At 44.3% G+C, this 15,518-nt stretch carries 14 protein-coding genes; all 14 read right to left on the minus strand.

Translation table 11 applies throughout. The annotated features are described in order from the left end of the window. Positions 1 to 43: 43 nt before the first annotated feature. Positions 44 to 769 carry a hypothetical protein gene (locus tag NSQ55_RS20245; RefSeq protein ID WP_339168829.1) on the minus strand — a complete coding sequence of 242 codons (726 nt, stop codon included), beginning with the start codon at positions 767 to 769 and terminating at the stop codon, positions 44 to 46. Further along, positions 766 to 1,872, minus strand: coding sequence for a hypothetical protein (locus tag NSQ55_RS20250; protein WP_076127557.1), 1,107 nt, complete (start codon positions 1,870 to 1,872; stop codon positions 766 to 768). The genes NSQ55_RS20245 and NSQ55_RS20250 overlap by 4 nt, the downstream gene beginning before the upstream one ends. A gap of 15 nt (positions 1,873 to 1,887) precedes the next feature. Beyond that, complete coding sequence (locus NSQ55_RS20255; RefSeq protein ID WP_339168831.1) at positions 1,888 to 2,385, minus strand: hypothetical protein; 498 nt, start codon at positions 2,383 to 2,385, stop codon at positions 1,888 to 1,890. Continuing rightward, complete coding sequence (locus NSQ55_RS20260) at positions 2,376 to 2,984, minus strand: sigma-70 family RNA polymerase sigma factor (RefSeq protein WP_339174566.1); 609 nt, start codon at positions 2,982 to 2,984, stop codon at positions 2,376 to 2,378. The genes NSQ55_RS20255 and NSQ55_RS20260 overlap by 10 nt, the downstream gene beginning before the upstream one ends. Positions 2,985 to 3,055: 71 nt before the next feature. After that, positions 3,056 to 3,808, minus strand: a complete 753-nt coding sequence (locus tag NSQ55_RS20265; protein ID WP_339168833.1) for a DnaD domain-containing protein — start codon at positions 3,806 to 3,808, stop codon at positions 3,056 to 3,058. Positions 3,809 to 3,839: 31 nt separating this feature from the next. Then, positions 3,840 to 5,138 (minus strand): asparagine--tRNA ligase, encoded by a 1,299-nt coding sequence (gene asnS / locus NSQ55_RS20270; RefSeq protein ID WP_036676308.1) that lies wholly within the window; start codon positions 5,136 to 5,138, stop codon positions 3,840 to 3,842. A 21-nt stretch (positions 5,139 to 5,159) separates the two neighbouring features. After that, entirely contained in the window at positions 5,160 to 6,368 is a 1,209-nt protein-coding gene (locus NSQ55_RS20275; RefSeq protein ID WP_036676305.1) for an acetate kinase, read from the minus strand. Beyond that, on the minus strand, positions 6,365 to 7,237 hold the full coding sequence (locus tag NSQ55_RS20280) for a 3-hydroxyacyl-CoA dehydrogenase NAD-binding domain-containing protein (RefSeq protein WP_036676304.1): 873 nt from the start codon (positions 7,235 to 7,237) through the stop codon (positions 6,365 to 6,367). The genes NSQ55_RS20275 and NSQ55_RS20280 overlap by 4 nt, the downstream gene beginning before the upstream one ends. A 133-nt stretch (positions 7,238 to 7,370) precedes the next feature. Continuing rightward, complete coding sequence (locus NSQ55_RS20285; RefSeq protein ID WP_076276715.1) at positions 7,371 to 8,873, minus strand: AAA family ATPase; 1,503 nt, start codon at positions 8,871 to 8,873, stop codon at positions 7,371 to 7,373. Beyond that, positions 8,866 to 9,408 (minus strand): hypothetical protein, encoded by a 543-nt coding sequence (locus NSQ55_RS20290; RefSeq protein ID WP_076127549.1) that lies wholly within the window; start codon positions 9,406 to 9,408, stop codon positions 8,866 to 8,868. The genes NSQ55_RS20285 and NSQ55_RS20290 overlap by 8 nt, the downstream gene beginning before the upstream one ends. A 410-nt stretch (positions 9,409 to 9,818) precedes the next feature. Continuing rightward, positions 9,819 to 10,337, minus strand: a complete 519-nt coding sequence (locus NSQ55_RS20295; protein ID WP_036676299.1) for a DUF5590 domain-containing protein — start codon at positions 10,335 to 10,337, stop codon at positions 9,819 to 9,821. A 172-nt stretch (positions 10,338 to 10,509) separates the two neighbouring features. Further along, complete coding sequence (locus tag NSQ55_RS20300) at positions 10,510 to 11,811, minus strand: amidohydrolase (RefSeq protein ID WP_339168838.1); 1,302 nt, start codon at positions 11,809 to 11,811, stop codon at positions 10,510 to 10,512. Next, the gene (locus NSQ55_RS20305; protein WP_036676294.1) at positions 11,798 to 12,451 is read right to left on the minus strand and encodes a redox-sensing transcriptional repressor Rex; all 654 of its coding nucleotides are present in this window, start codon (positions 12,449 to 12,451) and stop codon (positions 11,798 to 11,800) included. Before NSQ55_RS20305 ends, NSQ55_RS20300 begins: the two co-directional genes overlap by 14 nt. Before the next feature lie 130 nt (positions 12,452 to 12,581). Then, the gene (gene dinG / locus NSQ55_RS20310; RefSeq protein ID WP_339168840.1) at positions 12,582 to 15,443 is read right to left on the minus strand and encodes an ATP-dependent DNA helicase DinG; all 2,862 of its coding nucleotides are present in this window, start codon (positions 15,441 to 15,443) and stop codon (positions 12,582 to 12,584) included. Positions 15,444 to 15,518: the final 75 nt, after the last annotated feature.

The raw sequence follows: 15,518 nt of genomic DNA on the forward strand, positions 1-15,518 counted from the left end.
AGATCGCAGCCCATCCCCTCATCGGGTGGGAAGCGATCTTTTTTTACCTTGTTACAACATTTCCATAATTATCTCTTACAATTACCTTTAGATCTACTGGAGCCGCAACGGTCACGTTCAACGCATTCCTGGAGTTATCGAATACTAGATGTCTAGGTATGTCTCCTAAGATGACGTAAAATGTGTCTCCGACTTGCTTAGTTTGCAACAGCCGCTTCTCTTGCTCTTGCTTGAGTTGCCCTTCTGCCGTGGAATAACTCCCAAATACATTCAACTCGTTCCCAGCCGTTCGATCAACCATAATTCCATAAGGTTCGGCAGCCTGGATTATAAGTGTGCCTACACCCTGTGGAACATTCCCCTTCCATTCCGGCAAGGAATAATTCTCCTCCGTAGATGAGATCACATGTCTAAGTTCTTGTGTTAATCCTAAAGAGCTGACTCCTGCGAACACTAAACAGCACACTGCCAGAAATCCGACGAACAGAACACTTAGCACATCATAGTACATTTTCCCTTTACCACGGAACCATAAGGTGTAAATTACAATTTCTAAACCAAGTAAAATAAAAATGAGCGGCCACCAAGCAAGTGTTGTCTCGAACACATCCGCTCCTTTCCACTGCGAGACCATTATTAATGCCCCGAGAAATAAAAGGCTCAGTCCCATCGACAACGTACCTACACGCCAACTTCTAGATTTCCCTTCGTTCACTGGAAACTCGCTAGTTACCATGACTCCCGGCTCTACTTCTACTGGATTATTCAAGATTGACCCCCCGCCCCTTTTCTGCCTTTATTATTCTTACTTCCAGTCATCAGCTTCACCCCTCCACCAATCAATAACACGGATACGACAATGGTCTTAAAATATTCATTTACGCGATATTCCAGCCGCCATTCTGGAAATCTGATATCGATGGCAGGAACTGCGACATTCACAACAATAAAGTATAATCCGAGACACATCAGGACTGCTCCGAGCCATCCTTGATGATTTAAGAAACCTTCGATAACCGGCTTATCCTGCAAAGGTTCACGTCCATATCGGCTAACTAACTGTAAGCCATCGAATAAGCTATAGAACCAAATGACCGGGATAAGGAAAAAGAGCAATGTTAACCGCAATAGATCCATGACATAGATACTTCCTAAGAAAAGAAGCATGAGCTGGAGCCCTCTTTTTTGCAGTCCCAGATACATCTGTCCAGCGCCAGGAAATGCGGATAGTAATGTCGCTAATACTTTGCTGCGTCGTCCTTCCTCACGTCCAGCCTCCATCTCTTCGAATAATGTGCGGTCAACAAGCATTTCTCCTGCTTGTTTACGATGGATCAACTGAACTGCATCAAACATGCAATACAGCCAAATTACTGGCAATACTCCAAACAGCAGCAAAAATGCATCACTCGAAGTAATTCCGGCCAAGAACAGCATAACGGTCATGAATCCGAAAAAAGAAATCAGAAAGGATAGTCCACGCTGCATCAGCCCCATATGAAAATGACCCAATCCAGGAATGAAAGACAATAAGATGACATGCACACGTTCATTATCCTCCGTCTTTACGGGCATAGTAGAACTAAAATCCAGCATTGATCCATCAGGCGCTACAATTGGAGTGGGCATTTGCAGTAATTTAATCACCAGATGAATCATCGAAAGAATCCATAGAAGTAAGAATCCGATCACTCCCAATGCCAGAATTCCCTCATCCCCTTCAGCCATAGCAATTAAGAATGACATAAATAACACACCAAAGCTTAGCAAAAAATAAACAATCCCTTGTGGGCGTCTTCCCATATAATAATGACCTGCTCCAGGAATCATATTAAGAAAAAGACCCTTAATTTTGTTACGCTGCTGTTGCATTGTTCATTTCTCCTCTCATTTCTGTCTTCCGTCCATAATCCGGCTCAACCATCCGCTGGTGGCTTGCATGAATTGTTCGCTATAAGATGGCGAATTATCTTTCTTAGGGACAATAAGCTCCATTTCACCCGTGAGTAACTTATCAAACATCCCGGAAGACATAATCAACAGCGTTAACGAAGCAGCAACGGCATAATGAAAGATTGTTTTATCATACCAGCGATAACGCCGTGATCCTTCTTCTTGCCCCGCTACTTCTTCTATGACTACTGAAGTTCTCACTGTAGCCACCCAATCTCCCATAACTCTCTCTGTAAAAGCAGACGAATTCTCCAATGAAGGCAGATCCTCCTTTAGCTCATCCAGCATCTCCATGTATGAAACAAATGTGTCTTCATCCTTGAGCAGCATTAGTTCCCATTCTTCTCGCTCTAAACTATTTTCTTGCCCTTCAAGATAAGCTTTTGCCTGCTCGCGGCGAATTAGGTTTTCTCCACTCTTCATCATAGCCATTCGTCCTCCTTCCAATGTTTTCGCATCCATTGTCTCGCCCTATATAGTCTGGACTCCACCGTCTTCAGAGTAATTTCATTTTCAGCAGCAATTTGCTCATATTTTTTATTTTCCAGATAATAAGCCACCATAATTTCCCGATGACCCTCCGGTAAATTGTTGATCTCACCCGACAGACGATTCATCCGGTCACGACGGACAACAGTGGCTAGTACATCCTCCTCATTTGAAGGTGTCTGGCTCAGCACAAGCTCATAGTCACCAGGTAACTCTCGTAGCCGATCACGTTTACGTTTGGCATCAATAGCCTTATTTAAGGCGATCCGCGTAATCCATGATTTTAAGCCTTGATAACGGTAGTCAGGGAGAGATCTATACATCTGAAGAAAAGCTTCCTGAGCAGCGTCTTCAGCCCCTTTGACTTCACGTAATACAGAATAGGTGATTTTGTATATGTGCTGACTGTATGTATTTACAAACTGGCGAAATGCATCTTCGTCTCCTTGGCAAATCCGCTTGATTAATAGCTCTTCCTCAATGACTCTCCCCTCCTTCCCACAGCAATAGACGCTGAGATCCTCGCCTACCCCTGCACTTATCTAAAAAAATAAAAAAAGAACCGTACAGACTCTAGCAATAGCTAAAGCAATACGGTTCTCTCCTAAACGATCTATCTTCCACCATTGCGGAATTTTTGTGTATATGTCTTAACATCCTGAGCGTTCTTGACCCGGTTACGGGCCCATTCCAGCAATATCCGGTCGATATAACGAAAATGAACCTTCCCCGCAAATACGGATTCCTTGAGTGCTAACAGAATCAGCTCCTCAGGATATCGGTCTTGATCCACCCAGCTGGAAATCGTCTCACATTCCATTGGAGACAGCGGGCGCCCGAATTCCTTCTCGAAAATACTGAATAGATTCCGGCTTTCCTCTTTATCTCCAAGTGAAGAAGGAGATATGGGGGGAGTTCCGAATCCTCCACCTGACGCAGCAGCCCGGGGAGCTGATGTTCCATATGCTCCCTTGTCCTTATCTTGCTCATTTTCTTGTACAGCTGTCGCAAGATAAGCACCTAGCTTTCCATATAGCCCTGAGAAATTGTAGCGTTCATAATGGATATCTCTTAGCTCATCGTTGTCTCCATCGATGCTAATGAAACCCTCCTTCATGAGCTTCTGCAATTCTCCGGCCAGAACGGAAATGCTACGACCAGTTACGACCTGAAGCTCCTCCAGAGAAGGGAACTCAATCCCTTCCACTTGCCTGAAGGAGAGCAGATGAATCAGCAGCATGGCTTCACTTCCGCTTAAATTCAGCTTCCGGTAATACTTCAGTAATGCGTAAGGTATGACGGCCATTCCGTTCTCCAGACCGAAGGAGACGCCTTCGCTCCAGGTACTCCATGTCTTGCCGTCCATGTGCTTCCCCCTTTGTTCAAATCCTAAGAACTTATGGGTAGAGGCGGTACAGTGTACGTGGGAATGGAATAGTCTCACGTACATGGTCAAGACCACAGATCCAAGCTACAGTACGCTCAAGCCCAAGTCCAAAACCGGAGTGAGGTACAGATCCGTAAGTACGCAGATCCATGTACCATTTATAAGAGTCCATCGAAAGATTGTGCTCTTTATAACGCTCTTCAAGCAGCGCAGGATCATCGATCCGCTGTGAACCCCCAATAATCTCTCCATAACCTTCAGGAGCGATCATATCAGCACACAGTACGACTTCAGGACGATTTGGATCCGGCTTCATGTAGAACGCTTTGAATGAAGCAGGATAATGAGTAATAAATACAGGTTTATCGTATGCTTCAGCGATTGCTGTTTCATGAGGTGCACCGAAATCATCACCCCAAGCAATATCTTCAAAGCCTTTATCATTCAAGAACTTGATCGCATCGTCATAAGTAATGCGTGGGAATGGTGCTTTGATATTCTCCAGCTTGGAAATATCGCGGCCTACCGCTTCCAACTCCGCACGGCAATTCTTCAATACGGATTGTACTACGAAGCTAATAAACTCTTCCTGAACCTTCAAGCTTTCTTCATGATCTGTGAAGGCCATTTCAGGCTCGATCATCCAGAACTCGATCAAGTGGCGACGAGTCTTAGATTTCTCCGCACGGAAGGTTGGTCCAAAGGAATATACACGGCCCAGTGCCATAGCTGCAGCTTCCATGTATAACTGTCCGCTTTGGGTCAGGTAAGCATCCTCATCGAAGTATTTCGTGTGGAACAAGTTAGTAGTTCCCTCTGCTGACGTTGGCGTCAGAATCGGAGGATCCACCTTTGTAAATCCGCTCTCGTTGAAGAACTGTTGGATTGCCCGGATAATCTCCGCACGAATAACCAGAACAGCCCGCTGCTTCGAGGCACGGAGCCAGAGGTGACGGTGATCCATCAAGAAATCAACGCCATGCTCTTTCGGAGTAATTGGATAATTCTCTGTAAGGTGCAGAACTTCAATTCCGGTAACAGTCATTTCAAAACCGGATTGACTGCGAGGCTCCTCACGAATAATACCGGTCACATACAATGAGCTTTCCTGTGTGAGGCTCTTAGCTGCATCCCATACCTCTTCAGGCACTTCTGATTTCACTACAACTCCCTGAATATAACCTGTACCATCGCGAAGCTGCAGGAACTGAATTTTACCACTGGAGCGCTTGTTGTTTACCCAACAACCGATAACAACACTTTCTCCAACATGTTCATTCACGTTCTTGATTACACTCTTGTTAGCCATGCCTTCAATCTCTCCTCTAATTTAGCCGTTAATTCCTTGCACAATACGGTTTGTATCACGTGCGATGACAAGTTCTTCGTTAGTCGGAACTACAAGCACCTGCACTTTGGAATCTACCGTAGAGATACGACGCGGGTCGCCGGAGCGAACTTTATTAGCTTCAACATCCAACTCAATACCCAGGAACGTAAGGTTATTTAGCAGTTTCTCACGTAGCAATGAAGCATTTTCACCAACACCAGCAGTGAATACGATAGCATCTACACCGTTCATAGCAGCCGCATAAGAACCGATATACTTGCGCAAGCGGTACTCATACATTTCAAAAGCTAGCGTGGAATTAGGCTCACCTTTTTCCATACCCTCAATAATATCACGCATATCACTGCTTACGCCCGAAATTGCTAGAAGTCCACTATGTTTGTTCAACATGGAGTTAACTTCGCCTACGGACAATTCTTCCTTGTTCATCACGTAAGGTACAATTGCTGGATCAAGATCACCACTGCGAGTACCCATCATCAAACCTTCCAGAGGAGTCATACCCATGGAAGTATCCACAGACACTCCATCTTGAACTGCAGTTACACTACCTCCGTTACCGATATGACAAGTAATGATCTTCAGATCTTCCAACGGACGCTCCAAGTACTCCGCAGCAGCTTTGCTTACGAAGTCGTGTGATGTACCGTGTGCGCCATAACGACGAACTTTATATTTATTGTACAGTACTCTAGGAATCGCGTACATATAAGCTTTTTCAGGCATTGTTTGATGGAATGCAGTATCGAATACAACAACCTGCGGTACACCCGGCATATTTACTTCAGAAGCCGTAATCCCCATCATTGCTGCTGGGTTATGCAGGGGTGCAAGGTCAAACAATTGACGAATTTTAGTCTTGGCATCAGCGTCCACAAGTGCGGAAGCTTTGAAGAATTCACCACCATGTACTACACGGTGACCCACAGCATTGATTTCTTTAATGGATTCAATAACGCCATGCTCTTTATCCGTTAGGCAAGCTAGAACTTTACGAATCGCTGTGTTATGCTCCAAAATTTCACTTACTTCTGTTACTTCAGCTTTACCAGTAGGTTTATGGTTCAGAATGGAGGAATCCATCCCGATACGTTCCACCAAACCTTTAGCCAAAACGGATTCATCAGCCATATTGTACAATTGATATTTTAAAGAAGAACTACCGGAGTTAATTACTAGAATATTCATATACGGTCACCATCCTTGTCGTACTGGAAGAAGCCTTCGCCTGATTTCATACCCAATTGTCCTGCACGCACCATCTTCTTAAGGATCGTGGAAGGACGATATTTCAGCTCACCATATTCACGGAACATATTTTCGAGTGCAGCAAGAACCGAATCCAGACCAAATCTGTCAGCCATTTCAAGCGGTCCATATTGGAATTGATAACCAATACGCATAGCATCGTCAATATCCTGTGCGGAGGCAACGCCCTCTTGCAGTACATGCATAGCTTCGTTGATAAACAAGCAAATGAGGCGTGATGTTACAAATCCTGGGGATTCATAAATCATTACACCTTTTTTCTCAACAATTTCATCAACAAAGGATTTTGTATCTTCAAAAGTAGCATCTGAAGTTTTCAGACCGCGTACAATTTCAACAAGATCCACTTTAGCTACAGGGTATATGAAATGCATTCCGATCACGCGTTCCGGATACATTGTAGAACTTGCAAGTTCAGTCAAGCTAAGTGTTGACGTATTGCTGGCAAGAATAATGTGGTTTGGACATACTTGATCCAGTTGATTCAATATTTTTTTCTTTTCTTCTAAATCCTCAACGATTGTTTCGATAACCATGTCACAAGAGCTCAGCTCTGCGAAATGTGTCACTTTTTGAATGCGGCTAAGAATCAGCTTTTTCTCAGCTTGAGTGATCGCCCATTTCTCCAGTTGCTTATCTAGACTTGTCTCGATCATTTCGTAGGAGTAGTCCAGTTTCTCAGGGGTTTTCTCCACCAGCAATACATCCAGGCCCTTGGCTGCCAGCATTTCGGCAATCCCTTGTCCCATTGTGCCACCGCCGATGACACCAATTTTCTTGAAATTCATAAAAAAGTCTCCATCCTTTCAGGTATCTATACTTTTGTATTGTACCTTGTCTGTCGCAAAAATTTATAAAGCCCGACATATAATGATATCTTAGCATGCCTGAAAAGTAAAAAAAAATAACCAGCATAAATATTTATGCTGGTAAACGCACGCTGTCACGAAATTGACATCGAAATTGCTCTCCAGAGAGCACTTCTTCCTTCATTAAAATGTCAAGGGAGTAATCAAATACATTTCGTTGCTTTTCAAGGTGGTCGTGAGTACGTACCATCAATTCATCCAATATTTTACTGTTTTCCTTCATAAGTTCTTCAGTGGTAACCATTTCCAGCTTGGCGATACCCAACGAAGTCAATCCGGATTTCATCATGGTTTCGACAATATTCAGGGCCTGATCAAAATCGCCACGCGAACCTGTGCTTCGTCCGCCATAATACATTTCTTCTGCAGCCGCTCCACCAAGTGCGATCATAATCTGATCTTCTAGATAATCTTTGGTGTACAGATACTGCTCTTGTTGAGGATTGTGACGTACATAACCAAGGGCTTGCCCCCGCGGAGTCAGCGTAACCTGACTGACACTTCCCGGACGGAGCAGCTCAGCCATAATGGCATGTCCCAATTCATGGATTGCCACCCGCTTTTTCTCTTCGTGGTTTGTTTCTCTGTCCGTTTTTTCCCCCATCATAACCTTGTCAATCGCCATCGACAGATGCCGCTGCTCAACCTCTGTCAATTCCTCACGCATCATATAAATTGCTGCCTCATTCATAACACTTTCGAGCTGAGCACCGGAGAAACCATAGGCTTCTTCGGAAATTTTATCGAGGTTCACATTGGCATGAAGCGGCTTATTTTTGGCATGTAATTCGAGAATCGATCTGCGGCCTTTTTTATCAGGCATGTCCACTTGAATATGACGGTCAAACCGGCCAGGACGCAGCAATGCTGAATCAAGCATTTCTTTACGGTTAGTGGCTGCTACCAGTAGAATGCGTGGTGTTTCGTTGTTATAGATCCCGTCCATCTCAGTCAACAGCTGATTCAAGGTCTGATCATATTCTCGCTGCTGTCCGCCCTCACGCTTACCGCCAATTACGTCAATTTCATCTATGAAAATAATAGCGCTTTGCTTGTTTTCCTTAAGGGCGCGGGTACGGGCATCCTTAAACAAATCGCGGATACGGCCGGCACCGACACCTACGTACATTTCTACAAACTCACTGCCTGATGCTGCCACAAATACAGAGTTCGTATAATGTGCTGCTGCTCTAGCCATAAGGGTCTTACCTGTTCCTGGAGGGCCTGTAAGCAGAATCCCTTTCAAAGGCCGAATCCCGAATTTGCTGATTTCCTCATGCCGGATCAAAAAATCCAACGCTTCACGAAGCTCCTGTTTTGCATTGTCTTGCCCGCCAATTTCTTCAAAAGTAAGCTTTGAAGGTCCATCCTTCTTGCGTTTCTTCCCGGCACCTGCATTTACCGCAAGTCCGCCTCTTAAATGAGCAATGATAAGTAAAGCCGTGAGCATCCCAGCAGCAATTACAATCGGGAATATATTAATGCCTAGAAAAGCCATAAAAATAAACAAGACAGGAACAAATCCGATTAGAATTTCTTTAAGGTATTTAGGCATTATTCCATACCCCCAATGTCGCAGGTTTTCGCGGCAAAATAATAAATTTGCTTTCTTTTCCATTACTCAAGCTTACATAGACATTATTGTCGTCAATTTCTGTTGAGGCTATCACATTTTTATATTGCGGATATTGCGCTTTGAGTCCATCAAGTTCTGTGGGTATAAGTGTATATTTACGGCTCTCCATGGCTTCAGCTACAGAGAACATCGCTTTATCCCAGTATTCATCCAGCAGTTCACTGGAGTTCTGTTCTACATCAAGTTTTAGTGTACGTCCATCAATCATCGATTTTCCTTCTTGGGAGACGTACTGAACCAGCTCACGTAATTTCGTGCCTGGCTGGAGATCAAGTTTCAAAGTGACCTCATTGCGGTTAATACTGATATGAGAATTATTGACGCCCTCATATTGAGATACAATCTTCTGAAGTGGTTCCTGCATTGCAAACTGACGATACAAAAAGAAGCCACCAAACAATAGAGTAGCCGACAGTAGAGACGTTATCAGCACAGGTACAAGACGTAATTTCAAGAAACGTCCTCCTCTCAAAGATGACAAAATATAAAGCTCATTATAATAATTTATAGCTACTTGAGAGCTCATCAGAGAGACTGAAGTCTCTTATTGCTGTTCTAATTACAAGTAGTAGTATATCACAGGTGTATATACTAATTTCAAAATAAATGTGAATATATTTAAAATTTAATTTTTTAAATATTTCCATCAATACCAAATAAATTCCTCACTTTCGACAAAATCGGCCTTGATTTTTAATCAATCGGCCTATTTTCGTATGTGAATTTAAGGGAATATTCGGTGATAACCACCCATTCAGTATATCACTTAGTATATCACTTTTGTACATCAAATAAATGTAAACAAGCGAACTTATAATAAGTTCGCTTGTTTACTATGCCACCCTTAATTTCCTTATGTTCAGCTTAACTTTTAGGTAAACTGTAACCTTCGCCCATTCGGGACCCATCCGAAAAGCGATAAAATTGATAATAATACCGACCGCTTTGTTTATAAAAAAGCTGCCAAGCATACTCTCCGTTATATACTCCCGGCAGCAAGCGTTCAATCGTTATGTCCGGAAGATCAGCTTTGATAATGCCGCGTATTTGGGCTTCCGAGGTTCCTTTACTTAGTTCCTCAGCAAACACTGCGTCGTCGCCTTCAGCAAATTTTCCATCTACCGTAAAGCGGACCCAGACCATAAGAGCAGTCCCGGCTTCATTTTTCCCTGTTAATACCCAGTACACTGCATTTTCATCCCAAACCGATTTTTGTGCTTTGGTTACCTCTGTTAGACCCGCTCTGGTTTTGGCAACATCCTTAGCGATATCACGCTCGTTCCATTGATCTTTCATAATATAGGCATAGAACTGGATAAGTCCAAACCCCAGGAGCAGAATCAGAACTGACCCCAGGAGGATCCATTTTTTCCTTTTCTTCAAGGTACAGCTCCCTTTCTAGTAATATATCTTTTTTGATTATATAACACACCTGCGTGTTTATCCAAAATTTCATAATTTTCTAGCTTTCTCAGCCTTAAAAATGCACAAAAGGCCGCAACTTTTGCTAAAAGCAAAAAGTCGCAGCCTATTAATTATTCGTTATTCTCCAGACTTAACGCTTCAATAAACCTTCGAAGACTTCTTGCGCTTTACGCCGGATAGCTTCCTCATCCAGGGTTAAGCATTGTCCATGCTTGATGACCTGTTTACCATTCACCCACACATGCTCAACATCCTTAGCGCTAGCAGAGTAAACTGCATGAGACAACAGATCTGTGTGTGGCAGCAAATGCGGCTGATCGATATCAATAGCAATGAAATCAGCTTTCATCCCTACAGCAAGTCTGCCTACATTATTTAAAAAGATGGACTGCGCGCCATATTCTGTAGCCATACGCAGAGCTTCTGGAGCAGGGACAGCCGTTGGATCACCGCTGACACCCTTATGAATGAGAGCTGCAAGCCGCATCTCTTCAAACATATCCAAGTTATTGTTGCTTGCCGCGCCATCCGTGCCAAGAGACACCTTCACACCAGCTTTTAGAAGATCAGTAACCCGAGCCACTCCGCTAGCCAGCTTCAAATTACTGCCCGGATTATGAGATACACCCACATTATGGCGAGCCAAGATCTCAATCTCTTCATCATTTAAATGAACACCATGTGCAACTATCGAGGGACGTGTGAACATTCCAAGCTTCTCTAAGTGAGCTACAGGACGCAACCCGTAATCCGCCACATTTTGTTCCACTTCACGTTTCGTTTCGGACATATGCGTATGCATCGGTAAATCCAGATCATGCGCTGCCTGCACGAACTTAACCAGGAAGTCAGGAGGGCAAGTATAAGGGGCGTGTGGCGAGATCATAGTAGTAATTCTACCGTCAGCCTTTCCATGCCAGTTACGGGCAAAAGAAATCGCTTCCGCAAGCTTGTGATTCTGTACATCCTCTGGACATAACCCGATCACACCACGCATCAATACGGAACGGATACCTGATAACTCAGCTACCTCGGCTACTCGGTCCATATGATCATACATATCGAGGAAGGTCGTAGTTCCACCCTTCAGCATTTCCAATACAGATAAGGAGGTTCCCCAGTATACATCATCACCGGTGAACTTTTCCTCCATTGGCCACATCTTCTCCTGAAGCCACACTTGTAGCGCTAAATCATCTCCATATCCACGCAGCAAAGACATCGCCGCATGACCGTGTGTGTTTACAAGTCCAGGCATGAACAGCAGACGGCTGCCATCAACCACTTGCACTCCAGCTTCCATCTGAGGCTCTTCTTTTCCTATGTAAGTGATTAAATCATCTTCAATAGTCATATATCCACTCAGAACCGGCTCATCCGTTCCCGGAGTCAGAAAATACCCGCCCTTAATTATCGTTTTATTGTTGTTCATGTTCACTTTCTTCCTTTCCATCCCGCAAGTAATAAGCAAGACTTTGCAGATCAGTTGTAAAATCAGCTGCATGCACCCGGATATTCGGTGGTGTCTTCAGAATCACAGGGGCAAAGTTCAAAATCGCTTCAATCCCAGAAGAAATGAGGATATCTGCTACATTTTGAGCTTCTGAATCAGGTACGGTAATAATGGCAATGCGAATACCTTGCTCACGAATTGTGCTGCCTAGTTCATCCATCGGTTGCACAGTAAGGGAGTTGATCTTACGTCCAACCTTAGGAGCGTACGAATCAAATATAGCCGTGATTTTCATAGTATCTTTGAGATATGCATTGTAATTAGACAAGGCATGTCCGAGATTACCTGCTCCAACTAAAGCTACATTAAGCTGTTGATCCAGCTTCAGGATATGACGGATTTTCTCAATAAGATACGTTACATCATAGCCGATACCTTTTCTGCCGAAGTCACCAAAATATGCTAAATCCTTACGAATCTGTGCGGGATTAAGATCAAGCTTTTGTCCAAGTTCCTGAGAGGAAACTGTTAATATTTCGCGATTCTGGAGATCATTCAAAAAACGCAAGTACACAGGCAGTCTGCGAACAACGGCTTCTGATATTTTATCCGATTTCATATTTTTCCTCCTAAAAATAGTAATGTTCTTGTGAAAATCCATATTCAAACGTCTACCTCTCCTTATTAAGGACGGTACTGTAACACACCGCCCTTAAGGATAAGGAGGAGCTAAACTGAAGACGAGCGTTTTAAGAAGCGCCACCATCCTCTAGCCATTCCGCTATGCGGGGGACCATTTGATCAGTAAGCATATGCTCCATTTTGGGACCAGGCAATGAATAAAGGAAATACTTCCCGTAATGAGATTCAATAACCCTTGTATCATAAACAATAACTATTCCGCGATCCTGCGCCGTGCGAACCAGTCTTCCGAATCCCTGCTTAAAACGAATAACCGCTTGAGGAACAGATAATTTCATGAACGGATTCTTCTTCTGGGCCTGCAATAACTCCGACTTCGCTTCCGCCAACGGGTGATTCGGTGGTTGAAACGGAAGTCTCACGATGGCCAGGCAAGTCAGTGCTTCACCTGGAATATCTACACCTTCCCAGAAGCTGCTCGTCCCCAGCAATACGGATGCTGCACTGTCCTGAAAGCGCCGGATCAGCTTGCTCCGGCTGCCACCTTCCACGCCTTGACCAAGCACCGTAATCTCTTGTGAGGCCAAAGCCTCTTTAAGCGGATCATATACCTGACGCAGCATTTTATAAGAAGTAAACAGAACCAGCATCCGCCCACGTGTTGTTTTAGCAGCTTCCGATAATGACTGTACGAGTGTATCGACAAATCGAGCATCGCCCACACTCCCCTTCACACTAGGAAAATCACGCGGTATAACTAGCAGTGCCTGCTCGCGATACTTAAAGGGAGATGGAAGGAGTGAGGTCATTAGACGTCCCTCTTCTACAGCTTCGTTAAGTCCGAGATTATCAATCATAAATTGAAAAGATTTATCTACAGATAGCGTCGCCGAGGTAAGCACGATGCTTTTTTTCTTATCGAAGAACAACTCTTTAAGCTGGCTGCTAACATCCACAGGGACGGCATACAGCTGTAGTGATTTGCTGCGGTAATTTCCATTTGCCTCCAGCCAATATACTACATTATCGTCATTCAGCCCCATAAAGAATCTTACTTGCTCACGTATGGAAGCCAAATCTTTAAATAAACCGCTAATATCAGTAACAAGGCTGTCTGCTGAGGATTGGCTTTCCTGGTCACGCATCTCGTTAAGCATTTTATCACCCTTACGGATGATGTCGCTTAACGTCAGATTCATAGTGTTCTCTAGCGCAACCAATTCATCCCAATCCTTCGGCTTACGGGCGGGAAGCAACCGCATAACCAGTTGTCCCGCTTCTCCTGCCCCTGCATCACTGCGTTCCGGCAATAGGCTGAACAGCTTGTCGCTGAGTGCATCCCAGGTTTCTTTGACAGTAAGCAGATCCGGGTAGATCCGATCGATGACTCCGCTCCATTCTGAAGCCTCTTCACTGCCTGACGACTGTAATATCTGACGCAGAGCAGGAAGCTGTCCGTTTCGGCTATCTTTATACAGTCGCGATAACGTGTGTGCCACAGTGAAATGCTTCATATGCATGCCAAGATGTTTACCAGCCACATCTTCTAAATGATGTGCTTCATCAATGACAAGATGCTCGTAAGCCGGAAGCAGCTGGTGCCCAGCCTTAACATCTGCGAATAGCTTGGAGTGGTTCGTAATAACCACGTCAGCAATCCCAGCTTCATGCTTGGCCCTATGATAATAACATTTGCGGAACCAAGGACAAGAACGGCCCAGACAGGAATCGGTATCGCTTGCCACCGTCTCCCAGAAGTCACCGCCCCGGCCGCTTAAATTCAGCTCTTCATCATCCCCTGATTCACTTTGAGTGAGCCATACAATCATCTGAGCTGCAGTAAGCGCATCTTCCCTTGGGCTTATAAAGTCCTTTTTATTAATTTTATGCTCAAACTTACGCAGACACAAATAATGCCCTCTTCCCTTAAAAATAGCAGCTTTAAACGGAAAAGGAACTACCTGCGTTAACAAAGGGATATCCCGCTCGCGCAATTGGTCCTGCAGATTAATGGTATGAGTGCTGACCATGACTTTTTCATTGGTGCGAACGCTTTGATATATGGCAGGCAACAAATAACCGAGCGATTTACCGGTTCCTGTGCCCGCTTCGATCAGTAGGTGTTTGTCTTCGGCAAGTGCCGTCATCACCTCATTGATCATAATATCCTGAGCTTCCCGGCTTTCATACTGCGGTAATGTGTCTTTAAGTCGTTTGGTTACTTCGTCCATATAATCAGTAAAAGATAAATTCGCTAGCGGATTCTCAGCATGCTCATCTCTAGGTGGCGCTAACTCCGTCCAATCTCCTACTGCAAGCGCTAATTGACGATAGAAAGTCAGATCACCTTCGGGCTGTAGCGTCTCCGCTTCCCGCTCTCGCAGAAGACCATCAAAGTACCAGCCCAGATCACTATCCTCTTCGGTAAACAGCTCACAGAGTCTCTGGATCGTAAGCAGCGGCAGCTCGTAGAGCTCCTCAAGACATTTCAACAGCACTAAAGCAGTCGCAAGTGCATCACTATCTGCCTGATGCGGACGATCATGTGTCACTCCAAAATGAGCACTGACAGAGCCTAGTTGATAAGATGTGAGCGAAGGAAAGCAAATTTTCAGAAAATCAATCGTATCCAAAATCCGCCCTTGAAATGGCAAATAACCACAACGATCTAAAGCATTTTGTAAAAAATGGAAGTCGAAAGCGACATTATGCCCTACAAGCACAACATCATCCAAGAGCGGAACAAGCTCCATCATCATCTCATCCAGCTCAGGCGCATCCTTAACATCATCTTCGGTAATCCCCGTCAGACCTGTTATAAAAGGAGGAATCGGCGTTCCGGGCTTGACATAGGAACCATATACCCGGGAGATGGACCGGTCTTCTTCTATAATTGCAAGGCCAACCTGGATAATTTCACCCACGGATTGGGTTCCTGTTGTTTCAAAATCAAGCACGGCAAATTTCATTATAATTCTATTCCCTTTCAATTGAGACTCTTAATCAGCATAACAGAAGTTGCGAAAAAAGGCGATGCACACCAC

Origin of the sequence: Paenibacillus sp. FSL H7-0943, assembly GCF_037963265.1 — a bacterium.
In the GTDB taxonomy this organism is placed as follows: domain Bacteria; phylum Bacillota; class Bacilli; order Paenibacillales; family Paenibacillaceae; genus Paenibacillus_AQ; species Paenibacillus_AQ odorifer.

Coding starts and splice junctions, on each gene's coding strand:
- NSQ55_RS20280 (WP_036676304.1), bottom strand. CDS start 7,237: ATGAATTTCAAGAAAATTGGTGTCATCGGCGGTGGCACAATGGGACAA.
- NSQ55_RS20255 (WP_339168831.1), bottom strand. CDS start 2,385: ATGGCTATGATGAAGAGTGGAGAAAACCTAATTCGCCGCGAGCAGGCA.
- NSQ55_RS20305 (WP_036676294.1), bottom strand. CDS start 12,451: ATGAAATCGGATAAAATATCAGAAGCCGTTGTTCGCAGACTGCCTGTG.
- NSQ55_RS20300 (WP_339168838.1), bottom strand. CDS start 11,811: ATGAACAACAATAAAACGATAATTAAGGGCGGGTATTTTCTGACTCCG.
- NSQ55_RS20285 (WP_076276715.1), bottom strand. CDS start 8,873: ATGCCTAAATACCTTAAAGAAATTCTAATCGGATTTGTTCCTGTCTTG.
- NSQ55_RS20250 (WP_076127557.1), bottom strand. CDS start 1,872: ATGCAACAGCAGCGTAACAAAATTAAGGGTCTTTTTCTTAATATGATT.
- asnS (WP_036676308.1), bottom strand. CDS start 5,138: ATGGCTAACAAGAGTGTAATCAAGAACGTGAATGAACATGTTGGAGAA.
- NSQ55_RS20275 (WP_036676305.1), bottom strand. CDS start 6,368: ATGAATATTCTAGTAATTAACTCCGGTAGTTCTTCTTTAAAATATCAA.
- dinG (WP_339168840.1), bottom strand. CDS start 15,443: ATGAAATTTGCCGTGCTTGATTTTGAAACAACAGGAACCCAATCCGTG.
- NSQ55_RS20265 (WP_339168833.1), bottom strand. CDS start 3,808: ATGGACGGCAAGACATGGAGTACCTGGAGCGAAGGCGTCTCCTTCGGT.